This window comes from Halomonas sp. LBP4, from assembly GCF_003202205.1.
Lineage (GTDB): Bacteria > Pseudomonadota > Gammaproteobacteria > Pseudomonadales > Halomonadaceae > Halomonas > Halomonas flagellata.
In genome coordinates, this window is sequence record NZ_PDOG01000001.1 from 1208736 (window position 1) to 1233116 (window position 24381).

17 protein-coding genes are annotated in these 24381 nt (G+C 67.5%); 12 read left to right on the top strand and 5 right to left on the bottom strand.

Annotated elements, in window-relative coordinates; all coding sequences use genetic code 11:
* Positions 1–127 precede the first annotated feature (127 nt).
* Positions 128–2260, top strand: coding sequence for a cache domain-containing protein (locus tag CR157_RS05575; RefSeq protein WP_110282500.1), 2133 nt, complete (start codon positions 128–130; stop codon positions 2258–2260).
* Between the two features lie 29 nt (positions 2261–2289).
* On the opposite strand, the gene CR157_RS05580 is transcribed toward CR157_RS05575, so the two are convergent.
* Positions 2290–2964, bottom strand: coding sequence for a GntR family transcriptional regulator (locus CR157_RS05580; RefSeq protein WP_110282501.1), 675 nt, complete (start codon positions 2962–2964; stop codon positions 2290–2292).
* A gap of 170 nt (positions 2965–3134) precedes the next feature.
* On the opposite strand from CR157_RS05580, the gene dctP reads away from it, so the two are divergent.
* The 6 genes from dctP (at position 3135) to CR157_RS05610 (ending at position 9685) form a co-directional block, all read left to right on the top strand.
* Positions 3135–4136 (top strand): TRAP transporter substrate-binding protein DctP, encoded by a 1002-nt coding sequence (gene dctP / locus CR157_RS05585; protein WP_110282502.1) that lies wholly within the window; start codon positions 3135–3137, stop codon positions 4134–4136.
* Between the two features lie 76 nt (positions 4137–4212).
* Positions 4213–4734: a TRAP transporter small permease subunit gene (locus CR157_RS05590; protein ID WP_219999880.1), complete on the top strand. Its 522-nt coding sequence runs from the start codon at positions 4213–4215 to the stop codon at positions 4732–4734.
* Between the two features lie 2 nt (positions 4735–4736).
* Positions 4737–6071, top strand: coding sequence for a TRAP transporter large permease (locus CR157_RS05595; RefSeq protein ID WP_110282503.1), 1335 nt, complete (start codon positions 4737–4739; stop codon positions 6069–6071).
* A 16-nt stretch (positions 6072–6087) separates the two neighbouring features.
* Positions 6088–7443: a malonyl-CoA decarboxylase gene (locus CR157_RS05600; protein ID WP_110282504.1), complete on the top strand. Its 1356-nt coding sequence runs from the start codon at positions 6088–6090 to the stop codon at positions 7441–7443.
* A complete protein-coding gene (locus CR157_RS05605) occupies positions 7440–8957 on the top strand; it encodes a malonate--CoA ligase (protein ID WP_110282505.1) in 1518 nt (505 codons plus the stop codon). Before CR157_RS05600 ends, CR157_RS05605 begins: the two co-directional genes overlap by 4 nt.
* A 125-nt stretch (positions 8958–9082) precedes the next feature.
* Positions 9083–9685 carry a 2-hydroxychromene-2-carboxylate isomerase gene (locus CR157_RS05610; protein WP_110282506.1) on the top strand — a complete coding sequence of 201 codons (603 nt, stop codon included), beginning with the start codon at positions 9083–9085 and terminating at the stop codon, positions 9683–9685.
* Between the two features lie 14 nt (positions 9686–9699).
* Here the strand turns inward: CR157_RS05610 and CR157_RS05615 are convergent, their stop codons facing one another.
* The gene (locus CR157_RS05615) at positions 9700–10314 is read right to left on the bottom strand and encodes a flavin reductase family protein (protein WP_110282507.1); all 615 of its coding nucleotides are present in this window, start codon (positions 10312–10314) and stop codon (positions 9700–9702) included.
* A 149-nt stretch (positions 10315–10463) separates the two neighbouring features.
* Here CR157_RS05615 and recC point away from each other — a divergent pair, with 149 nt between their 5' ends.
* From recC to CR157_RS05640, 5 genes are all read left to right on the top strand, one after another.
* On the top strand, positions 10464–14096 hold the full coding sequence (recC, locus tag CR157_RS05620) for an exodeoxyribonuclease V subunit gamma (RefSeq protein WP_110282508.1): 3633 nt from the start codon (positions 10464–10466) through the stop codon (positions 14094–14096).
* Positions 14093–17980, top strand: a complete 3888-nt coding sequence (gene recB, locus CR157_RS05625) for an exodeoxyribonuclease V subunit beta (RefSeq protein WP_110282509.1) — start codon at positions 14093–14095, stop codon at positions 17978–17980. Before recC ends, recB begins: the two co-directional genes overlap by 4 nt.
* Positions 17977–20280 (top strand): exodeoxyribonuclease V subunit alpha, encoded by a 2304-nt coding sequence (gene recD, locus CR157_RS05630; RefSeq protein WP_110282510.1) that lies wholly within the window; start codon positions 17977–17979, stop codon positions 20278–20280. The genes recB and recD overlap by 4 nt, the downstream gene beginning before the upstream one ends.
* 130 nt (positions 20281–20410) lie before the next feature.
* On the top strand, positions 20411–20722 hold the full coding sequence (locus CR157_RS05635) for a BrnT family toxin (protein WP_110282511.1): 312 nt from the start codon (positions 20411–20413) through the stop codon (positions 20720–20722).
* Positions 20697–20972 carry a BrnA antitoxin family protein gene (locus CR157_RS05640; RefSeq protein WP_110282512.1) on the top strand — a complete coding sequence of 92 codons (276 nt, stop codon included), beginning with the start codon at positions 20697–20699 and terminating at the stop codon, positions 20970–20972. The genes CR157_RS05635 and CR157_RS05640 overlap by 26 nt, the downstream gene beginning before the upstream one ends.
* A gap of 387 nt (positions 20973–21359) precedes the next feature.
* On the opposite strand, the gene CR157_RS05645 is transcribed toward CR157_RS05640, so the two are convergent.
* From CR157_RS05645 to CR157_RS05655, 3 genes are all read right to left on the bottom strand, one after another.
* On the bottom strand, positions 21360–21578 hold the full coding sequence (locus CR157_RS05645) for a hypothetical protein (protein WP_027962492.1): 219 nt from the start codon (positions 21576–21578) through the stop codon (positions 21360–21362).
* Between the two features lie 1305 nt (positions 21579–22883).
* The gene (locus CR157_RS05650) at positions 22884–23216 is read right to left on the bottom strand and encodes a DUF427 domain-containing protein (RefSeq protein ID WP_110282513.1); all 333 of its coding nucleotides are present in this window, start codon (positions 23214–23216) and stop codon (positions 22884–22886) included.
* Positions 23217–23377: 161 nt separating this feature from the next.
* On the bottom strand, positions 23378–24322 hold the full coding sequence (locus CR157_RS05655) for an EAL domain-containing protein (protein WP_373681010.1): 945 nt from the start codon (positions 24320–24322) through the stop codon (positions 23378–23380).
* Positions 24323–24381 lie beyond the last annotated feature (59 nt).

A 24381-nucleotide genomic window follows, 5' to 3' on the forward strand; every position in this document is an offset into this window, starting at 1 on the left:
GGGAAGACAGGAAAGGACACACTGATGAGACAAGAGGTGCCCGTCAACATTCCGGTGCCGTCGACTTTGCAATCCCCGCCACTCGGTGCCATACACAAGAGACCCCTGTTCGTCCCCAAGGTGCAGGATGTTGCCCCCAGCCGGTCCGGCACGCCGCGTCTTCACCACGGCCCTGGTCGTGGCGGTGATCGCCTTCGCCGTTGCCGCCGGCCTGGCCTGGGTGGATCGCGGCGCGCGGTTGCAGACGACCGGGAACTGGCTGGAGCGCATCCAGCAGGAAGCCGCGGCGGCCGCCGAGTCGCTGGACGCCGACCTGCGCCACCTCTCCGGCCTCGCCGACGAGATCGCCGCCGACCTGGAAAGCGGCGAGTTGCCGCTCACCCGGGTAGAGGCCCGGCTCGAGGCCCTGGTGGAGCACCATCCCTACGTGTTCGGGGTCGGGGTGATATTTCGCCCCTATGCCTACGCCCCGGACCGGCGGCTGTATGCGCCCTATATCGTCAAGCGCAACGGTGTCCATCGGATGGTGTGGGTGGGCGACGTCTACGACTACACCCGGCCCGAGCACGACTGGTATCACCAGGGGACCGCGCGCCCGGGCTGGCTCGAGCCCTTCTTCGGCCAGGCCAGCCAGGCGATGCTCGCCCTCTATTGCACCCCCTTCCGACTCCCCGGGGACGAGGCTGGCGAGACCGCCGGCACCGTCTGCATCGACTACTCGATCGAGGATGTCTGGGCTCTGGTCGGCGCCCTGGACCTGGGCGAGACCGGCTATGCCTTCGTCATCACCGACCAGGGCACCTTCGTGTCGCACCCGCGGCGGGACTACGTGCGCCAGGGCCTGACCCTGTACGACATCGCCGAGCGACTGGGCGACCCGGTGCTGCGGCGCCTGGCCCAGCGGGCCACCGACCTGCGCAGCGGCGCGCTCGCCCACTCCAACGAGCTCACCGGCCAGGACTCCCGGATCTTCTATGGCCCCATCACGGCACCGGACTGGTCCCTGGCGGTGGTGGCCTTCACCGCCGAGGTGCCGCTCGACCTCAGCGACCACAAGCGCCGGCAGATCCTGATCACCATCGCCCTGATCACCGGCGCGACCGGCCTGGTCGTCCTGCTCGTCGCCTACCGGCTGGACTCCAGCGCGGTGCTGTGGAGCGGGAGTCTCACCGTGGCCCTGCTGTTCCTGGTCGGCGTGGCCCACCTCTGGACCCTGGAGTTTGCCGAGGCCGGCCGCGATCCGCCGGAGGCGGTCATGCTGGTCGACCGTGCCGGCATCCAGAGCTACCTCGCCGGCTACGCCGAGGAGGCCCGCCTGCAGCGCTTCGACGACCCGATCGAGCTGCCGACCGGGGTGTTCATCCAGGCGATCCGCTTCCAGACGGCGCACGATTTCGTCGTCACCGGCTACGTCTGGCAGCGCTATACGGTGCCGGACCACGATGACCTGCAGCGCGGGATCTTCTTCCCCGACGCCATCCCCCATGAGGACATCCGCGAGGAGCTGTTCCGCTTCCGCGAAGGCGACAGCGAGGTGGTCGGCTGGTACTTCAAGACCACCCTGCATCAACCCTTCGACTACTCCCGCTTCCCGATCGACATCAAGACCCTGCGGCTGCGCCTCTGGCATCCGGATGTGGCGCACCATGTCGTGCTGGTGCCGGAACTGGAGGCCTACCGGCTGATCCACCCCACGGCACTGCCGGGGATGGAGCCCGGCTTTCGCCTGCCGGGCTGGCAGCTGCAGCGCAGCTTCTTCGCCTTTCGCTTCCACGACTACCGCAGCGACCTCGGAATACGCGGGAGCGCCAGGGTGGGCGAGTTTCCCGAGCTGACCTACCACCTCACCCTGCTGCGCAACATCACCGACGCCTTCATCTCCAACCAGATCCCGCTGTTCGTCGCCGCCATCATGCTGTTCGCGATGCTGATGATCGACACCCGGGAGAAGGACCGTGCCTCCCTGTACGGCTTCACCACCGCCACGGTACTGGCGACGGCGGCGGCCATCTTCTTCATCATCCTGCTCGCGCATATCGACGTCCGCCGCCGCTACGCCGTCGAAGAGATCATGTACCTGGAGTACTTCTACTTCATCACCTACTTCACCATCGTCGCCATCTCCATCAACGCCTTCATGCTCACGGCGCTCAACGACAACCGCTTCTTCCACTACCGCGACAACCTCATCCCCAAGCTGCTGTTCTGGCCGCTGCTGCACGGGGCCTTCTTCGTGGTCACGGTGTATGTCTTCCTGTGACCCGGGCCGCGGGTGGCGACAGCCAGAGCTCAGCCGGTGCCGGAGAGAGGGTTGCCGAGCTGCCGGACGCTGGCCACGAAGTCACTGAAGCGTTCCCCCTGGATCAGCACGTGCTCGCGCAGGGCCTGCTCGGCGGTGGACGCCTCCCCCTTCTCGATCGCGGCGACGATCTCGCGGTGTTCGTGGAGGGAGCCCCCCATGCGCTGACGGACCTGCAGTTGCAGACGCCGGTAGGGCTTGAGTCGCTGCTTGAGCTGACGCGCCTCTTCCGCCAGGAAGGTGTTGTGGCTGGCGGCATAGATACAGTCGTGGAAGCCCTCGTTCTCGTAGTAGTACTCGTCGGTATCGCCCGCCCCGGCGGCGGCCTCGCAACGCGCCAGCGCCTCGCGCAGGGCGGCGAGCTCCTCCTCCGTGATGCGCCGCGCCGCCAGGCGCCCGCACATGCCCTCCAGCTCGGCCATCACCTCGAACATCTCGACCAGCTGGTCGAGACCGACCCGGGCCACGAAGGTGCCCTTCTTCGGTGACACCGTCACCAGGCCGCTGGCCACCAGCTGCTGGATGGCCTCGCGCACCGGGGTGCGCGATACCTCGAAGTCCCGGCACAGGGTCTCGGGGTCGAGGCGCTCGCCGGGCGACCGGCGGCCATTGATGATGTCGTCCTCCAGGGCATCCCGGAGCCGCTGGGCATTGGATCGTTTCATGCCGCTCTCCTCCCTCTTCCCGGCGTTCGCCGCGCATCCGCACCAGCGCAGCCGCCACCTTTGTCTAACCGTCGAACATTGACATTAGTATATCCAAAGAGCTATAGAAGTATACATCAGCCGTGCTGATGGACATATCAACCCACAACAACAACGTCTCTGGAGATGCCATGAAACCCTCACTCACTCCCATCGTGGCGGGCCTGGCCCTGGCCGCCCTCGCCGCAAGCTCCGTCGCTTCCGCCCAGACCGTGCTGCGCGCCTCCCACCAGTTCCCCGGGGGACAGGGAGACGTGCGCGACGAGATGGTGCAGATGATGGCCGACAAGGTCGCCGAGGCCGATGTCGGCCTCGAGATCCAGGTCTATCCCGGCCAGTCGCTGTTCAAGGCCGACGAGCAGTGGGGCGCTCTGGTTCGCGGACGCCTGGACATCACCGCCCTGCCGCTGGACTACGCCAGCGGTCGCCATCCCGAGTTCTCGGCCACCCTGATGCCCGGCCTGGTTCGCAACCACGAGCACGCCCAGCGCCTCAACGACTCCGAGTTCATGGACATGATCAAGGCGGTCATCCAGGAAGGCGGCGCCCGGGTGCTGGCCGATGCCTGGCTCTCGGGGGCCTTCGCGTCCAGCCAGAACTGCATCACCTCGCCGGAGACCGTGGAAGGACAGAACTTCCGCGCCGCCGGGCCCGCCTTCGAGGAGATGCTGGAGGCCGCCGGGGCCTCGATCGCCTCCATGCCTTCCTCGGAGATCTACACCGCCATGCAGACCGGGGTGCTGGACGCCGCCAACACCTCCTCCATGTCCTTCATCTCCTACCGTCTCTACGAGCAGGTGGACTGCTTGACCGAACCCGGCGAGCACGCCCTGTGGTTCATGTACGAGCCGATCCTGATCTCCGAGCAGGTCTGGCAAGGGCTCGACGAGGCGCAGCAACAGGCCCTGACGGCCGCAGCCGATGAGGCCGAGGCGTTCTTCGCCGCCGAGGCCGCCGCCATCGACCAGCAGATGGTCGAGGTGTTCGAGGAGAACGGCGTCGAGGTGGTCAGCATGAGCAAGGAGGACTACGACGCCTGGCTGGAGATCGCCAAGCAGAGCTCCTACAAGAACTTCGCCGAGCGCGTTCCCAACGGCCAGGCCCTGATCGACGCCGCCCTCGCGGTGGAATGACGCCAACGCTGCGATCCACTCGGACCCGACCGGCCGCCCCTGCGAGGGCGGCCATCCCGTCATATCGGAGGGCCTCATGGAACACTCCCGCACTACTGACGCCACGACGCCCGGCAGGTTCGTCGGCGGCTATATCCGCCTGATGGATCAACTCTCGCGTGCTACCGCCTTTCTCGCCGCCGCCTTCTTCATCGCCGGCGTGGTGGTGGTCTGCCAGATGGTGTTCGTGCGCTATATCCTCGGCGAGAGCACCAGCTGGCAGACCGAGTTTACGGTCTTCTCGGTCACCGCCGCCATGCTGCTCGGTAGCCCCTATGTGCTGATGACCGGCGGCCACGTCGCCATCACCCTGCTGCCGGATGCGATCGGTGGCGTGATCGGCAAGCTGATGCGGCTCATCGCGGCCCTGTTCGGCCTGGGCTTCTGTCTCGCCCTGGCCTACGCCTCCTGGATCTATGTCGCCGAAGCCTGGCACGGCGGCTGGACCACCGGCTCCGTATGGAACCCGGTCCTGTGGCCGGCCTTGCTGCCCATGGCAGTGGGCATCAGCCTGCTGACGTTGCAGTACGTCGCCGAAATCCTGCGCGGGGAGGGCTGAACATGGATCCCGTTACCGCCGGCATTCTCGTCGCCATCGGCTTGATCGTGCTGATGGCCATCGGCACGCCCATCGCCTTCGCCCTGGGCGCCATTTCCTTGATCGCCCTGGTCGCCGACCGCGGAATGGCGGAGCTGACCTATTTCGGCGAGACCTTCTTCGACCGCATTGCGGAATTTGGTTTCGTCGCCATCCCCATGTTCATCCTGATGGGCGCCGCCGTGGCCTCGTCGCCCACCGGACGCGACCTCTACCGCTCGCTGGACCTCTGGTTGGGCAGGCTACCCGGTGGCCTGGCGATCTCCAATATCGGCGCCTGCTCGATCTTCGCCGCCCTCTCCGGCTCGTCACCCGCTACCTGCGCGGCCATCGGCAAGATGGGCATTCCCGAGATGCGCAGCCGGGGCTATCCCGATGGCGTGGCCGCGGGCTGCATCGCCGCCGGGGGCACCCTGGGCATCCTGATTCCGCCTTCGGTGACCATGATCATCTACGGCATCGCCACCGAGACCTCCATCGGCCGCCTGTTCATCGCCGGCATCGTGCCCGGCTTCATGCTCGCCGGGCTGTTCATGGTCTGGACGCTGATCGCCTGCAAACTGGCCGGCGGCTACGGCACTCCCATGGTCACGGCCACCGAGAGCATCAAGCAGACCGTCCGCCAGAATGTCGATGCCAACATCAAGGCCCTGATCAGGGTGCTGCCCTTCCTGGCCGTGGTGCTCGGTATCCTCTTCGCCCTCTACGGCGGGGTGGCCACCCCCTCCGAAGCCGCTGGCGTCGGTGCCTTCTTCTGTATAGCGCTGGCCGTTATCATCTACCGCATGTGGCAGGTCAAGCCCCTCGCGCTGATCATGCGCGATGCGCTGCGCGAGAGTGTGATGATCATGCTGATCATCGCCGCCGCCGAGGTGTTCGCCTATGCCCTGTCGTCGCTGTTCATCACCCAGACCGTGGCCGGTGCCATCGCCGATCTGGAGGTCAACCGCTGGGTACTGATGGGCGTGATCAACGTCTTCCTGCTGGTGGCCGGCTTCTTCCTGCCCCCGGTGGCGGTGATCGTGATGACCGCCCCGATCCTGCTGCCGATCATCCTGGCGGCCAACTTCGATCCCTACTGGTTCGCGGTGGTCCTGACCATCAACCTGGAGATTGGCCTGATCACCCCCCCGGTGGGGCTCAACCTGTTCATCATCAACAGCATTGCGCCGGACATCTCGCTGCGCGACGTGCTGATGGGCAGCCTGCCCTATGCGCTATGCATGGTGCTGGGGATTTTGCTGCTGTGCTTCTTCCCGGGACTGGCCACCTGGCTACCCGATCTGCTCATGGGTTGACGGAGGATTCTCGAACGTGAACATGACGTTTCTGCAGGAACTGTTCAACAACATCACCCAGCGGGACGCCCTGCGCAGGCGCCGCCAGGGCGATGCAACCACGCCCGACCATACCCAGCTGATGGCGGCCTGCCGCGCCCTGCTGGAGAGCGACGGCGAGGCCTCGAGCATCGCCCTGGCCAGCCGGGCGCTGGCCATGTACCGCCGGCTGGACGAGACGGAGAAGCAGCACTTCTTCGAGGGCCTGGCGACGGAGTTCGCCGCCGAGCCGTCGGCCATCGACGCGGCCTACGAGGCCTATCGCCAGGCCCGCGACAACGCCACCCTGCAGGCGCTCTTCGAAGCCTGCGAGCCGCAGCGCCAGGAGCTGTTCAGACGCCTCAACCTGGCCAGTGACGGCACCTACGAGCTGGTCCGCATGCGTGAGGATCTGCTGGGGTGGCTGCGCGACCGGCCCCACCTGGGCGCCATCGATGCCGATTTCGCTCACCTGTTCGGCTCCTGGTTCAACCGTGGCTTCCTGATGCTCAAGCGCATCGACTGGAACACCCCGGCCTCGATTCTAGAGAAGATCATCCGCTACGAGGCCGTGCACGAGATCCAGGACTGGAACGACCTGCGCCGCCGCCTGGATGCCCGCGATCGCCGCTGCTTCGCCTTCTTTCACCCGGCCATCGGCGACGAGCCGCTGATCTTCGTGGAGGTGGCCCTGCACAAGGGCCTGCCGGAGCGGATCCAGCCGATCCTTTCGGGCGAGCAAAGCGAGATCGACGACCCCGAGGCGGCCGACACCGCCGCCTTCTTCGGCATCAGCAACTGCCAGACCGGCCTGCGCGGGATCTCCTTCGGCAACTTCCTGATCAAGCAGGTGGTCCAGGAGCTCAAGCAGGAGCTGCCCCAGCTGCGCCACTTCGTGACGCTCTCGCCGGTGCCCGGCTTCGGCAGGTGGCTGGCCGGCTGCCGCGAGGACGAGACGCTGCCGGCCGAACTGCGCAACACCCTGGCCGCGCTCGATACCCCCGGCTGGCATCGGGATGCCAGGCTCGCCGAGCGCCTCGAGACGGTGATCAAGCCCCTGGCCGCCCGCTACCTGGTCGAGGAGAAGAACGCCAGGGGCCTGCCGCTCAACGCCGTGGCCCGTTTCCACCTCGGCAACGGCGCCGAGCTGCACCGCATCAACTGGTTGGGCGACGTCTCGGCCAAGGGCCTCGAGCAGGCCGCCGGGCTGATGGTCAATTACCTCTACGTGCTCGACGACATCGAGCGCAATCACGAGAACTATACCGCCAACGCCACCGTGGCCCGTTCGAGCGAGGTCAAGGACCTCGTCCGCAAGGCCAGGAAGCTGGCCAAGGGAGAGACGACCAAATGAACCACAACCTTTTCGCCACCTTCGCCCAGCGCATGCAAGAGCGCGGCGACGCCGATTTCATCACCACCCGTGAAGGCCGCGGCTATACCTATACCGCCGCCGAGTCTGCCAGTGCCCGCTTGGCCGGCGCCCTGACCGCGCTGGGTGTGACCCCCGGCGACAGGGTCGCCGTGCAGGTCGACAAGAGCCCCGAGGCCATCCTGCTCTACCTGGCCTGCCTGCGCATCGGCGGCGTCTATCTGCCGCTCAACACCGGTTACACTGGCGACGAGATCCGCTACTTCCTCGGCGATGCCGAGCCGGCGCTGTTCGTCTGCCGCCCGGCCAACGCCGAGGAGGCCCGCACAATCGCCACCGAGTGCGGCTGTCCGGCGGTGGAGACCCTGGGCACCGCCGCCGACGGCAGCCTGATGGAGGCGGCCGAGAAGGCCACGCCCCGCGACGACATCGTCGCGCGTGGCGAGAACGACCTGGCGGCGATCCTCTATACCTCGGGCACCACCGGGCGCTCCAAGGGCGCCATGCTCACCCACCGCAACCTGGGCTCCAACGCCGCTACCCTGGCCGAGGCCTGGCGCTTCACTGCGGATGACCGGCTGATCCACGCCCTGCCGATCTTCCATACCCACGGCCTGTTCGTGGCCTGCAACGTCACCCTGATGGCCGGGGCCAGCATGCTGTTCCTGCCCAAGTTCGACCCCGATGTGATCCTCGAGGAGCTGCCGCGCGGCAGCGTACTGATGGGCGTGCCGACCTTCTACACCCGACTGCTGCAGGACGCGCGCCTTAACCGCGAGGTCACCGCCAACATGCGCCTGTTCGTCTCCGGGTCGGCCCCGCTGACCGCCGAGACCCACCGGGAGTTCGAGCAGAAGACCGGCCATGCCATCCTCGAGCGCTATGGCATGACCGAGACCAACATGAACCTTTCCAACCCCTACGACGGCGAGCGCCGTGCCGGTACCGTGGGCATGCCGCTGCCGGGCGTGGAGTACCGCATCACCGACCTCGAGACCCACGACCCCGTGCCGCAGGGCGAGATCGGCATGCTCGAGATCCGCGGCCCCAATGTCTTCATCGGCTACTGGCGCATGCCCGAGAAGACCCGCGAGGAGCTGCTGGACGACGGCTTCTTCGTCACCGGTGACCTGGCGATGGTCGACGAGCGCGGCTATGTACATATTGTCGGTCGCGACAAGGATCTGGTGATCTCGGGGGGCTACAATGTCTATCCCAAGGAGGTCGAGCAGGTGATCGACCAACTCGACGGCGTCATGGAATCGGCGGTGATCGGCCTGCCTCACCCGGACTTCGGCGAGGGGGTCACCGCCGTGGTGGTACCGGAACGGGAGGCCCGCCTGGACGAGGCCGATGTGCTCGACTTCCTGCAGGGCAAGCTGGCGAAGTACAAGCAGCCCAAGCGGGTCTTCTTCGTCGACAGCCTGCCGCGCAACACCATGGGCAAGGTGCAGAAGAACCAGCTGCGCCAGCAGTACCAGGACACCTATCGCTGAATCGACGCAAGCGGCACGGCAAACCGGGCTTGACACGACGGCGTCGCCGCGGCGGATGCCCGGCGCCCCCGTCGTATCGAGTCACGCACGCAGCGTCATTGAACCACCCGGCAGGAGACATCGTCATGGCGAAGGTCATCACCTACTACTACACCCACGTCTCGCCCTGGAGCTACCTGGGGCACTCGCGACTCGGCGAGCTTGCCGCGCGCCACGGCGCCACCATCGACTACGTGCCGATCACGCTCAGCGCGATCTTCCCCAAGACCGGCGGGCTGCCCCTGCCCAAGCGCGCTCCGGAGCGGCAGGCCTATCGCATGGCCGAACTCAAGCGCTGGCCACAGCTGCTCGGCATCCCCCTCAACAGGGAACCGAAGCACTTCCCGACGGATGACCGCCCGGCGGCTCGCCTGGCGCTGACGGCGAAGGCTCAAGGGCATGACATCGCCGGCCTGTCGCTGGCCCTGATGCGGGCCTGCTGGGTCGAGGAGCGCGACATCGCCGAGCCGGACACCCTGCGCGAGGTCGCCGACGCCTGCGGCCTGGATGGCCAGCGGCTGCTGAGCGAGTCGGAAAGCGACCAGGGACAGCAGCGCCTCGACGTGGCCTGCGAGAAGGCCCTGGCGGCGGGCTGCTTCGGCTCGCCCTGGTATGTCGTCGACAGCGAGCCCTTCTGGGGCCAGGACCGCCTCGAGCTGGTCGAGAAGGCCCTGACCGGCAAGCTCTGAGCCGAGGGGTCGGTTCAGGCCGGCCGCTCCAGGGCGAAGCGGTCGGTGGTCCTGGCATAGTCGCTGCCCGCCATGCGCCCCACGGGATGCAGCCCCGCGATATCGACATGGCGGCCGTTCCAGATCGCATCGTCGATATGGATCGACACCACCTCGGCCAGCACCAGGTTGCCGGCCAGCGGCTGGTCGCCGAAGTGGATGATCTCGCGCAGCCGGCAGCCGAAGGCCACCGGTGCCTCGGCCACCCGCGGCACCGACACCCCCGGCATCGCCGCCTTCTCCAGCCCCGCCAGGGCGAACTCGTCCTCGCCGTGGGCCACGCTGGCACTGGTGGCGTTGAGCGCCCCGACCAGCCCCTCCCCACCGATATGCACCACGCACTCCGCCACCGCCTCGAGGTTGCGGATGGTGTCCTTGGGGTTGGCGTCGCCATCCAGCAGCGGCGAGAAGCCCAGCACCGGCGGGTTGACGCTGACCACGTTGAAGAAGGAGAAGGGCGCCAGGTTGGCGTTGCCGTCCGCGTCCAGGGTGGAGACCCAGGCGATGGGCCGGGGGCAGATGCTGCCCGTGAACAGGCGGTAGATCTTGCCCGGATTCAGTCCGTGTTCCTCCAGCAGGTAGTCGCTCATGTTCAACCTTTGTGGCAATCGTGGGAGGACCTCATCGTACCCCACCGCGACGCCATGCCCATAAACCTGCAAGTCCGTATATCTGCAAAACGGTAAAGCTGCATTTATGGCAACATGGCAAGGCTCACCCCATGCAGCAAGGACACGCCATGCCGTTCGCCGCCGTCCCCCTCCAACCCGGCTTCATGGTGATCCACGGCAACCGCCTGGAGGACCTGCGCGGCCTGGCGGTGGAGTGGATGAAGCGCCACCCGCTCGGGCCGCTCGAGAACGAGACCATCCTGGTGCAGAGCAACGGCATTGGCCAGTGGCTCAAGCTGGCGCTGGCCGAGGATCCGGCCAACGGCGGCGCCGGCATCGCCGCCGCGCTCGACGTGACCCTGCCGGCGCGCTTCCTGTGGCAGGCCTACCGGGCGGTGCTGACTCATCAAGAACAGCACGACGCCGGCGGCGACCAGGCGGTGCCCGCCACCTCGCCGTTCGACAAGTCGCGCCTGGTGTGGCGGCTGCTGCGCCTGCTGCCCGGCCTGCTCGAGCGCGACGACTTCGCCCCCCTGGCGCGCTTCCTGGCCGGCGACGACGACCTGCGCAAGCACCACCAGCTCGCCGAGCGCCTGGCCGACCTGTTCGACCAGTACCAGGTCTACCGCGCCGACTGGCTCGAGGCCTGGGCCGCCGGCGAGGACGTGCGGATCGACGCCCGCGGCCAGCGGCGCGAGCTGGAGGCCACCCAGCGCTGGCAGCCCGAGTTGTGGCGGGCGCTGTGCGCCGACGTCGCCGCGGCCCACGGCCAGGCCGGCATCGACTCCAGCCGCGCCCGGGTCCACCGGCGCTTCCTCGACGCCGCCGAGCGCCTCGACGCCGACGATCGCCCCCCCGGCCTGCCGCGCCGGGTGCTGGTGTTCGGCATCTCCTCACTGCCCCGCCAGGCGCTCGAGGCCCTGGCCGCCATCGCCCGGGTCAGCCAGGTGGTGCTGTGCGTGCACAACCCCTGCCAGCACTACTGGGCCGATATCATCGAGCACAAGGACCTCCTTCGCGCGGAGCGTCGGCGCCAGCAGCGCAAGGCCGGCATGCCCGAGCGCCTCGACGTGCTCGGCGATGGTGACGGCGACTCCGCCCTGCACCTGCACGCCCAGCCACTACTGGCCGCCTGGGGCAAGCAGGGCCGCGACTACCTGCGCCTGCTTGACGAACACGACGACAGCCAGCAGTACGAAGGGCTGTTCGCGCGCGAGGCGCTGCGCATCGATCTGTTCGAGCCCTGCGTGAGTGAGGGCGACGGCCGGCTGCTGCAGCAGCTGCAGGACGATATCCGCGAGCTGCGCCCGCTGGCCGAGACCCGCGAGACCTGGTCGGCGGTGGACCCGGCCCGGGACGACTCCATCGTCTTCCACGTCGCCCACGGCCCCCAGCGCGAGGTGGAGATCCTCCACGACCAGCTGCTCGCCGCCTTCAGCGCCGACCCGACGCTGCGCCCGCGGGACATCATCGTCATGGTCCCGGACATCGACCACTATGCGCCGCATATCCAGGCCGTCTTCGGTCAAGTCCCTCCCGACGACCCTAGATACATTCCCTACACCCTCTCCGACCAGGCCAGCCGCCACCGCCTGCCGCTGCTGATTGCCCTGGAGAAGCTGCTGCGCCTGCCGGAGCTGCGCTTCTCGGTCAGCGACCTGCTCGACCTGCTCGAGGTGCCGGCGCTGCGCGCCCGCTTCGGGCTCAAAGAGGAGGACCTGCCGACGCTGGCGCGCTGGATCGAGGGCGCCGGCATCCGCTGGGGCCTGCACGGCCGCCAGCGCGGCAGCCTCGACCTGCCCGACGGCCTGGAGCAGAACACCTGGGCCTTCGGCCTGCGCCGCCTGCTGCTCGGCTACACCGTGGGCAGCGCCGCCGGCGCCTGGCAGGGCATCGAGCCCTTCGACGACATCGGCGGCCTGGAGGCGGCCCTGGCCGGGCCCCTGGCCCACCTGCTGGAGACCCTGGAGACCCAGTGGCAGCGGCTGCGCCAGCCCACCGACGCCGACGGCTGGGTGACCCGCCTGCGCGAGCTGCTCGAGGCCTGCTTCACGGCCGAGGAGGCCAGCGACAGCCTGATGCTGGCGCGCCTCGAACAGGCCCTGCAGGACTTCCAGGAGAGCACCCGCGAGGCCGGGCTGGAGCGCGCGCTGCCGCTGACCATCGTCCGCGAGCACTGGCTGGGCCAGATCGACGAGCACAGCCTGTCCCAGCGCTTCCTGGCCGGCGCGGTCAACTTCGCCACCCTGATGCCGATGCGCGCCATCCCCTTCAAGCGCGTCTGCCTGCTGGGCATGAACGACGGCGACTACCCGCGCCACCACCCGCCGCTGGACTTCGACCTGATGAACGGCGACTACCGCCCCGGCGACCGCTCGCGCCGCGAGGACGACCGCTACCTGTTCCTCGAGGCGCTGCTCTCGGCCCGCGAGCAGCTGTATATCAGCTGGGTCGGCCGCAGCATCGTCGACAACGCCGAGAAGCCGCCCTCGGTGCTGGTCGGCCAGCTGCGCGACCACCTGGCCGCCGGCTGGCGCGCCGCGGGCGACGGGGCTTCGGGTGACAGCCTGCTCGCCGCCCTGACCACCGAGCACCCGCTGCAGCCGTTCAGCCGCGCCTATTTCCCCGCTCCCCAGGAGCGGGATGCGCGCAGCGTCGCCGGCAAGCGGCTCTTCACCTATGCCCATGAGTGGCACGACATCCACGGCGAGCCGACGCCGGCCGCGCCGGAAACCCAGCTCGGGGCCTTCAGGCAGGAAACGCCGCTGACCCTGGCCCAGCTCGGGAATTTCCTGCGCGACCCGGCCAAGGCGTTCTTCACCAGCCGGCTGCGGGTGTTCCTCGAGCGCGAGGACGTCACCAGCCTCGACCAGGAGCCCTTCACCCTCGACGGCCTGACCCACTGGCAGCTGCAGGACATCCTGATCCAGGCCCAGCGCCGCGCCATCGACGCCGGGGAGCCCCGCGTGGAGGCCCTGCACGCCACCCTGGAGCGCCTGGCGGGCCAGGGCGTGCTGGCCATGGGCGCCTTCGGCAGCCGCATGCGCGAGCAGCTTGCCGAGCCCATGGAGGCGCTGTTCGAGGCCTACCGAGAGGCCCTCGACCAATGGCCCCACGCCGTGGAGGACCCCGAGCCGGTGCGCCTGGCGCTGTTCGACGCGGGCGCCGCCGACGCCCCGCCGCTGGAGGACTGGCTCGACGCCCTGCGCCTCGACGAGGCCGGCGAGCGCTGCCGGCTGCTGCTCTCCAGCAGCAGCCTGATCAGCCAGGGGCGGGGCCGCGGCCAGTACCGCTGGACCCAGCTGGTGCGGCCCTGGGTGGCGCACCTGGCCGGCAACCTCGAGCGACCGATGACCACCCGGCTGCTCTCCAAGGCGGGCCACGTCACCCTGCCGCCGCTGGAGCCCGAGACCGCGCGGCGCCGGCTGCGCGAGCTGATCGCCACCTGGCAGGCCGGCATGCAGGCGCCGCTGCCGCTGGCCTGCGAGGCGGCCTTCGCCTGGCTGGGCAAGGTCGACAAGCAGGCCAGCGGTGCCGACGACAACGGCCCCGGCAGCGACGCCTGGCACGCCGCCCGCAAGGCCTACCAGGGCGACGACTTCACCGCCGGCGAGGTGGACCGCAACCCCTACCTCGCCCACCGCTGGCCCGACTTCGCGACGCTGTTCGCCGCCGAGCCGGACAGCGAGCGCCACTTCGCGACATTGGCCGAGCGGCTGCTGGCCCCGCTCTTTCTCGCGGTGAAGGGAGATGACAAATGAGTGAAGTCACCGAGCTGAATCCGCTCGACTTTCCCCTGCACGGCAGCCGCCTGATCGAGGCCAGCGCCGGCACCGGCAAGACCTTCACCATCGCCCTGCTCTACGTGCGCCTGGTGCTGGGTGCGAGGACCGCGCAGGACGACGCGGCCTTTTCGCGCCCGCTCACCCCGCCGGAGATCCTGGTGGTGACCTTCACCAACGCCGCCACCCAGGAGCTGCGCGAGCGCATCCGCGCCCGGCTGGTCGAAGCCGCCGAGGTCTTCCAAAGTCAACATTGGGGTCAGACCCCAAAGTCCACTGAGGGGTCTGACCCCAAGGCCGACCCGCTGCTGGTCGCCCTGCGCGACGACTACGACCCGGCCGGCTGGCCCGCCTGCGCCCGGCGCCTGCAGCTGGCCGCCGAGTGGATGGACGAGGCCGCGGTCTCGACCATCCACAGCTGGTGCTACCGCATGCTGCGCGAGCACGCCTTCGACAGCGGCAGCCTCTTTTCGCTGGAGCTGGAGACCGATCAGAGCGAGCTGGAGCAGGAGGTGGTGCGCGACTACTGGCGCAGCTTCTATTACCCGCTGGGCGCCGAGGCGCTGGCCGAGATCACCCGGTACTGGGACGCGCCGACCAACACCCGCGCGTCGCTGCACGGCGCGGTGCGCCGCCTGCTGGCCGAATGCGACGCCCTGTCGCCCGACGCCCCGCCGCCGGCCGAGACCCTGGCCACCACCCGGGCCGAACGCGACGCCCGCCTGGCCGAGCTCAAGCCGCCCTGGATGCAGTGGGTCGATGAGCTGGGGCAACTCTTCGATGAAGGGCAACAGGCCAAGGCCTTCAACGCCGGCAAAATGCGCAAGGATCATCGGGGTAACTGGCTGCAGAAGATCCGCGACTGGGCAGACAGCGACCAGCTGTGGCCCGAGCTCGACAAGAAGGCCGCCGCCTGGAAGCGCCTGACGCCAGAAGGCATCGCCGAGATATGGAAGGGCGAGCCACCGACCCACCCCGCCCTGGACGCCTTCCGGGACCTTCCCGCGGCCCTGGAGGCGCTGCCCGACCCGCGCGCCGACCTGTTGATCCACGCCGTGCAGTGGTGCCGCGCGCGCCTCGAGCGCGAGCAGCAGCGCCGCGCCGAGATGGGCCCCAACGACCTGCTGACCCACCTCGATCGGGCGCTGGCCGGCCCCAGCGGCGAGGCCCTGGCCGAGCAGATCCGCCGCCAGTTCCCGGTGGCGCTGGTCGACGAATTCCAGGACACCGACCCGGTGCAGTACCGCATCTTCGACCGCGTCTACCGCCTGGCCGACAACGCCCGCGGCAATTCCCACAGCGATCCCCACAGTACGGGCGTCTTCCTAATCGGCGACCCCAAGCAGGCGATCTACGCCTTCCGCGGCGCGGATATCCACACCTACCTGCAGGCCCGCCGCGACACCGCTGGCCGCCACGTCACCCTGGGCACCAACTACCGCTCCAGCGCGGCCATGGTCGCCGCGGTCAACCGCTGCTTCGCCTACGCCGAGGCGCACCCGCCCGGCGCCTTCCTGTTCAAGCAGGCGGGCGAAAGCGGCAACCCCGTGCCCTTCGTGCCGGTCAAGGCGAAAGGCAGGAAAGACGCCCTGACCATCGACGGCCAGCCCCAGCCGGCGCTGACCCTGTGGCGCCTCGACGCCGACGAGCCGCTCTCCAAGACCGCCTACCACGGCGAGATGGCCGAGCGCTGCGCCTCGCAGATGGTCGCGCTGCTGGAGCGTGGCCGCCGTGGCGAGGCGGGCTTCCACGACGGCGACGCGCTGAGGCCCCTGGCGCCCTCGGATATGGCGGTGCTGGTCAACGGCCTGGGCGAGGCCCGCGCCATCCGCCAGGCCCTGGCCCGGCGCGGGGTGAAGAGCGTCTACCTCTCGGACAAGGACAAGGTCTTCGCCTCGCCCATGGCCGGCGAACTCGACGCCTGGCTGCGCGCCTGCGCCGAGTCCCCCTCGTCCTCGAGCGAGCACGAGCGTCGGCTGCGCGCGGCCCTGGCCACCCCCACCCTGGGGCTCGGCCTGGCCGAGCTCGACCGCTTGAACCAGGACGAGCTGGCCTGGGAAGCCCGGGTGCTGCAGTTCCGCGACTACCACCGGCTGTGGCAGCGCCAGGGCGTGCTGCCGCTGGTGCGGCGGCTGATGAACGACTTCGAGGTGCCCGGCCGGCTGCTGGGCGGCGGCCCGGCCAGCGACGGCGAGCGCCATCTCACCGACCTCCTCCACCTGGGCGAGCTGTTGCAGCACGCCAGCCAGGAGCTCGACGGCGAACACGCGCTGATCCGCTTTCTCGCCGAGTCCATCGCCGACCCCGACGACCAGGGCGACGCCCACAAGCTGCGCCTGGAGAGCGACGCCGACCTGGTGCAGGTGATCACCATCCACAAGTCCAAGGGCCTGGAGTACCCGCTGGTGTTCCTGCCCTTCATCTGCGGGCACCGCGCCACCCGGGCCGACGACTCGCCGCTGCGCTGGCACGACGCCGAGGGCCGGCTGCGTATCAGCCTCGAGGCCGACGAGGCGACCCTGGCGCTGGCCGACCGCGAGCGCCTCGGCGAGGACCTGCGCAAGCTCTACGTGGCGCTGACCCGCGCCCGCCACGCCACCTGGCTGGGCATGGCGCCGCTCAAGAGCGGCGAGGGCAGCGCCATCGGCCAGTTGCTGGCCGACGGCGCACCGCTGGAGCCGGCCGCCTTTGCCCCCGCCCTGGAGGCGCTCAAGGGCGAGGAGGCGGCCATCGCCATCGAACCGGCGCCGCCCGCCACCGCGACGCTGTTCCGCCCGGACGAGCGACAGGCCGCCCTGGGCGAGGCGCTGACGCCGCAGCGCCCGGCCCGGGAGCAGTGGTGGATCGCCAGTTACTCGGCGCTGCGTACCTCCGGCCTGATCGCCACGCCGCTGGCCACCCCCGACGCCGCCCCGGTAAGCACTCACCCACTCCACAGCGCCCCGACCACAGCGCCCGAGAGCCCCGAGCCGACGGCAGCCACTGCGACCCTGGCCGAGCCCACCACACCGCTGGAGGCCACCGCCTTCGAGGTGCTCGACGAGCCCCGCGACAGCGCCGCCGAGCCGCTGACGCCCAGTCTGCACCGCTTCCCCCGCGGCCCCGGCCCCGGCACTTTTCTCCATGGCCTGCTGGAGTGGGCCGGCCAGCACGGCTTCGCCCGGGCCAGCCGGGACGCCGCCCAACGCGAGGACATGCTCGCCCGGCGCACCCAACTGCGCGGCTGGACGCCCTGGCTTGCCACCCTCGACGGCTGGCTGGCCGCCCTGCTGGAGACCCCGCTGCCGCTGCCCGAGGCGGGCCGGGTGCGGCTCAGCGAGCTCGGCGTCTACCAGGTGGAGATGGAGTTCTGGTTCGCCGCCAGCCGCGTCGACACCCGCGTCCTGGACGCCCCGGTAAGCACTCACACTCTCGGTGGTGCTCCACGCCCGGCGCTCGACGCCGACACCCTCAACGGCATGCTCAAGGGCTTCATCGACCTGGTCTTCGAACACCGGGGGCGCTACTACGTGCTCGACTGGAAATCCAACCACCTGGGGCCGGACGACGACGCCTACACTCCGACGGCCATGCGTGACGCCATGCTCGACAAGCGCTACGACCTGCAGGCCGCGCTCTACCTGCTGGCGTTGCACCGGCTGCTCAAGGCGCGCCTGCCGGACTATGACTACGACCACCATATCGGCGGCTCGCTGACCGTCTTCCTACGCGGGGTCGGCTCCGCCACTGCCACTGAGGGCCGCGGCGTCCACGCCGAACGCCCACCGCGGGCCCTGATCGAGACCCTGGACGCGCTGTTCCAGGGCCAGGCCCCGGCAGCGACCCCTCACTCCCCGCAGGCGGAGGCGGAGGCGCCACAATGAGAGACCTGTTCGACGACCTCGACGATGCCCCCGAGCCGCCGTCTCGGCCGGATCGGCCCCATCCGGCACTGAGCGATACCGCCGCGCTGGTGGCTCTGCTCGAGCGCTGGGTGGCACGCGGCTGGCTGCGCGCCCTGGACCGCGCCCTGGTGGTGTTCCTGCACCGCGAGGTCCCCGATGCCCCCGCCCCGCTGCTGCTCGCCGCGGCGCTGGCCAGCCACCAGCTCGGCCGCGGCCATGTGTGCCTCGACCTCGCCGCCACCCTGGCCGCGCCGGACCTGGCGCTCTCGCTGCCGCCGGAGGGCGACGACCTCAGCGACCCGCCGCCGCTGCCCAGCCAAGTGCTCGACGGCCTGACCCTGGACGCCTGGCAGCAAGCCCTCGCTCACCCCGGCCTGGTCGCCGACGGCGACCACGGCGCCCCCGGCCACACCCCGCTGGTGCGCGGCGCCACCGCGCCTGGTCATCAACACCAAAGCCCCCGGCTCTACCTGCGCCGCTACTGGCAGTACGAGCAGGATATCCGCCACCACATCTCGACGAGACTGGGCACAAGCGACGATGCCTGTAGGAGCACGGCTCCGCCGCGCGATGGCGCCGACAGGCGCCCGGATCACGCCACCAACACCGCCACCCTCGCCGCCGCCCTCGACGCCCTCTTCCCGGCCGGCGCCGAACTCGACTGGCAGCAGGCCGCCTGCGCCCTCGCCGCCCGCTCGCCCTTCGCGGTGATCACCGGCGGCCCCGGCACCGGCAAGACCACCACCGTGGTCAAGCTGCTCGCCCTGCTCCAGGCCCTGCAGCTCGGCCGGGAAGACCGCCACGCCCTGCGCATCCGCCTCGCCGCGCCCACCGGCAAGGCCGCGGCACGCCTCAACGACTCCATCGCCAAGCAGGTCAAGGGCCTCTCGCTGGTGGAGCTGGCCGGCGCCGTGGGGAAACAGGGTGTGGATATCTCGACCCTGCGCGACAGCATTCCCACCGACGTCACCACCCTGCACCGCCTGCTCGGCTCGCGGCCGGATACCCGCCACTTCCGCCACCACGCCGGCAACCCGCTGGCCCTGGACCTGCTGGTGATCGACGAGGCCTCGATGGTGGATATCGAGATGATGGCGGCGGTGCTCACCGCCCTGCCGCCCCGCGCCCGGCTGGTGCTGCTCGGCGACAAGGACCAGCTCGCCTCGGTGGAGGCCGGCGCCGTGCTCGGCGACCTCTGCCAGCGTGCCGAAGGCGGCCACTACACGCCCCAGACCGCCGAGTGGCTGGAGGCGGTCACCGGCGCCCCGCTGCCGGCGGATTACCGCGACGACCAAGGCAAGCCGCTGGACCAGGCCATCGCCATGCTGCGGGTCAGCCACCGCTTCGACGCCGCCAGCGGCATCGGCCGACTCGCCGAGGCCGTCAACCGGCCGCTGGATGCTGGCCATACGGCCAAGGAGAAACGCCGCGCCGTGCGCCAGGTGTTCGAGCACACGCCGGCCTACGCCGACCTGGCCCGATTGCGCCTGGCCGACGCCAACGACCCGGCCCTGGACAAGCTGGTGGTGGAGGGCAATCCGGCCGGCTTCGTCGACGCCGGCCAGGGCCGCCGCGATCCTCGCGGCGAGCCGCTGGCGCCGCCCATCGGCTACCGCCACTACCTGGAGGTGCTACGCGACCAGCGCCCCGACCAGCCCAGCTTCGGCGAGGCCGGCAGCGAGGAACGCGCGCCATATGATGCCTGGGCCCGGGCGGTGCTCGAGGCCCACGGCCGCTTCCAGCTGCTCTGCGCCCTGCGCCGCGGCCCCTGGGGCATCGAGGGCCTCAACCCGCGCATCGGCCAGGCGCTGCGCCGCGCCAGGCTGATCGCGGCCTCGGATCATGAACTGGAGAGCGGCTGGTTCGAGGGCCGCCCGGTGCTGGTCACCCGCAACGACTACGGCCTGGGGCTGATGAACGGCGATATCGGCATCACCCTGGCGCTGCCGGACGCCCGCCAGCCCGGCCGCACGCTGCTGCGCGTCGCCTTCCCCGCCAGCGACGGCAGTGGCCAGATCAAGTGGGTGCTGCCCAGCCGCCTGCAGGCGGTGGAGACCGTCTTCGCCATGACGGTGCACAAGTCCCAGGGCTCGGAATTCACCCACACCGCCCTGCTGCTCCCCGACGCCCCCAACCCCATCCTCACCCGGGAGCTGGTCTACACCGGCATCACCCGCGCGAGGGACTGGCTCACCGTGGTGGAAACAGGCCGCGGCATGCTGGATGAAGCGGTGACAAGGGAAGTGCTAAGGGTGAGTGGGTTGGGGAGCTTACGGTAACCGCTGTCGTGCATGAGAAAACTTTCAGGTGACCTGCGCAAGACGCGTGCCACATGCACTTCGGGAACCGAGCGGGAGATGTTTGGCCAGCCTTCCTTGACGGCTTTGTATATGGTGATAATATACATTTATGATCAATTGGGCACGAGTTACCGGCTTTGACTGGGACGAGGGCAACTCCCGCAAGAACGTGGAGAAGCACGGTGTCGGCCAGTCCGAAGCGGAATCGATCTTCTTCAATGAGCCGCTTCTGGTTCTGGAAGACGCCAGGCATAGCCAGGCCGAAGCCCGTTTCCATGCCCTTGGTGAAACGGATGACGCGCGGCAGTTGCATATCACGTTCACGTTGAGACAGGACGGTACGCTGATACGAGTGATATCCGCTCGCGCCATGCACCGCAAAGAGAGGGCTGCTTATGAGCAAGCAAAAAAAGATGCCTGAGTTCAAGACCGAAGAAGAGGAACGGGAGTTCTGGGAAACCCACGACTCGTCCGACTACGTGGACTGGAGCCAGGCAGAACCCGCCTCTTTTCCGAAACTGAAGCCATCCACGAAGACTATCTCGCTTCGTCTGCCTGAAGCGTTACTCGACCGGATCAAGATCGAGGCCAACAAGCGAGATATGCCCTATCAATCCCTGATCAAAGCTTGGCTTGCGGATGATGTCAACGACAGCCGCCGGACCGGGTGAAGCCGTGACCAGGGAAGTGATGCTGGTAAGTGGATTGAGGAAATTATAGGAAGAGCTGCCGCCGCAAGAAGTAGCGGTGGCAGCTATCGGCCAAAATCGGACAATCGTCTATAGCTAATATAATGCCAGGGCAAGCCGTCTCTCGGCGCGCCAGGGCAAGACGTTCTGCTTGATTGACCTATTAGGCACAACAAACACTGAACGGTCTTGCAGGACCGACAGCATGAAGCGAACCGCGTTTAAGCGCCGTCCACTTGCCGATTACGGGCGGCCAGTCGTTGATCTGATCGCGGGATGTAACACCGTCGAGGACTGACGTCATTTCGTCGACGCACACGCTGCCGTAGTCAGCTAGGGCGAGAGCAGGAATAAAGGTTAGAGCAGCTATCAACTTAGCTTTCTTGTGACCGTGCAGTGGCACACATCGCCGTCGATACTATCAATGCGAACAACAACTGGTCGATCCTCAGCCGGGTCTTCGGTAAACAGGAGCCAGCTATTGGAATCGAGCCCCCGGACATATTCCCTGCCCACCTCAGGCTCCTTCACCTGATCCGTGCCAATCTTTGTGGTCATGCCAACCTCAAGTCGTCTTATATCTTGCATGGACTTCTCCTATGTCAAAGAAAACAGAATTACCACCTGCCAAGGCGTCCGCTCTGGTTCATAAGCTGCTTTACCTATACCATCAGGGTAGACTAACGTTCCCCATTCGGCCAGAAACTGACCCCAACGGACAGCGCCTTTGACGCGTCCGCTGGATAGTTGTTTAGCCTATTATGAATCCGAAAGACCTGTTACAAAATTGACAGCTTTATTTAGGTGCTCGGCTCCACGAACCCAGCGAGGATGGCCCGTACGCAAGCAGTGAATATTGCCAATCTTGAAGTGCCATAGACGGCGCGGCTCGAACACTTCAACCGTCTTATAGCCAGGGAAGCACTCCTTAAGGTACCTGTCTCGTGTCGGACCAGTTGTAAAGATGACTACCTGCGGTTGGAGGATATCGATCTGTGCTCTCAGCAGATCATATGAAAGCTGCTTGGCAGCACGGAAGACGTCATCTGGGAGTCGGAGGGGACTTCCCGACTCAAAGCTTACGCAAAACTGGTTTGACCAAACCGCTGCATCTCGCGAGCCTGGCGCAACCTGAGACGAAACGTGCCTGTAGAACTGCAAGAACTTGCTTCGCCTAGCTCCATAGGACGCAAAATCCTGGGCACACTGCATTGAAGCATCAACTCCTGCGTCATTCACCAACCTTGTATTGCGGAGTTCACATGATTCATTCCGCCATCCACGGGTCTCTTGTCCCACGACTATGACTCGCGGATTGCTGGCGAAGTAGCTCTCAGCTGGGCATGGGAGAAAGACACCGGACAGAGCATCCGGAGCAGAAAATAGAGTTTCAAGATCTGCACGCTTTAGCGCTTCTATATAAGCCGACCTCAGCTCTTCTACCGCTTCAGAGTGCTGTGACAAGCGTTTTACCCTTCCGGCCTCCTCGCGCGCCACCCAGCAAACAGATACATCTCCGTTCTCTATGCGTAGCAGTGCTCCGTCCGCGGGTTCAGCGCAATGGGACCGCCTGTGGGACATTTCCTTATCAACTCGCAGCAGCAGTTTGTGGTGGTACTTCTCTGCGAAAAGCACATCAGAGACTACATCATCGAAAACGAATCTGGAGTGCCCAACACCGTGCTCATCAGGCCAGCTACAGAAAACGGCCGAGCCGTTCACCTGCGTGCGAGAGACCGATAAGGGGAGCTCTACGGGTAGCGCGGCGTAACCTCGGCTTTGGTCGTCAAAAAGCTTATTCATCAATTATCCTCGTGCTAGCCACATAACACGGACTGACATACCAGATGAATTTTCCAGCATGTCGACTTTGGACCGTGTCCGGCCATTCATTCACCTCAACCTCTTACCATCAAATGCCACCCTCCCCTCAATCGCCTCCATCCCATCCTTCGGCCACTCATAGCTCCACGCCACATCAGCATAATCGCCAACCGAGAAATACGAGGCATCGCCCTTGAACGGGCAGTGGATCACGGTCTCGGAGCGAGTCAGCAGGTCCATCCGCACATCCTCGCGCGGAATGTACTGCCGCGGCGGGTAGCCGCGTTCGCGGAGTTCGATGGCGCGGGTGGTGTCGGCGAGCAGGGTATCGTCGATGACAACCTGCACCCGGCGGTCGTGCGGGTGCAGGGTGATGCGGGGCGCGGGGGAATCCGTTGCCATGTGGGCATCCCTTGCATACGGGCTGTGTCGTTATGTTAGTAAGTGTTTCAGCCTAGCACTCAAGCATGGTTTTTCCCATGCGCTGGATCAACGGACCGGTGACGTCACTACCCCCTGCTGCTGCTCGACGCGCCCGATCCGATCCTCACCCGGGGTGCTGTTCAAGAACTTTCCCGATCGGACTCGGCAAGCTCCCGGGAGGCAGGCAAGGGGCCCGGCCGACCCAGCAGGTAGCCCTGCGCCTTGCGGACCCCGATCTCTCGCAGTGCTTGCAACTCGGCCTGCGTCTCGACGCCCTCGGCGAGCAGCCGGCTGCCCGTTTCGGCCGTGAAGCCCACCAGTGCCGCGGCCAGCGCTCGGCTGTCGCGGCGGTGGTCTATGCCGTGGGTCAGGGATCGATCCAGCTTGATGACGTCCGGCGCCAGGCGGAGGATATGGCGAAAGCTGGCATAGCCGGCGCCCGCATCATCGATCGCCAGCCTGAGCCCTTGCCTGCGCATCTCGACCAGCGCCTCGAAGAGGCCGGCGTAGTCGTCAATGACATCGTGTTCGGTGACCTCGAGCATCAGGCGGTCGAGGGGATAGGGCCCGAACAGAGCGGCAAGTCGGCCGGACAGGATGGTGGCCGGAGAGGCATTGAGCGACAGATAGGCCGTGTCGGGAATCTCGGGCAGCGCCTCCAGCGCCAACTCGATGGCCGCCAGCTCCAGTTCCTCTCGCAGCCCCACTGTGGCGGCCTCCTCGAACCACTTGTCGGGACCTCGCTTCGGCTCGGCGACGAAGCGCGACAGCGCTTCATAACCGGCGATGCGCTGGTCGACGAGATCGTGCATGGGCTGGAAGACGATGTGGAAGCGACGCTGGTCGAGCACATCGCGTATTCTTGCCTCGGCGCCCTTCTGCCGTTGCTTGCGCTTGCGCTGGCGTTCAAGCTGCCGCGCAGCAAAGTCGGCAAAGACCCGCATCATGGCCAAGTCACGCTCATTCAAGGTGGCGTCAGATTGGCGATCGAAGCAGCACAGCGTGCCGTAAACACTGCCATCCTGCAGGCGTATGGGCACGCTGAGATGGCCCCCAGTGTCAGGATGAGTGTCGTGCCCTCTGATACCCTGTTCTTAACATCCAGGGGGCGATAGGAGCCGCTCATGCCTCGCTACTCCGAGGA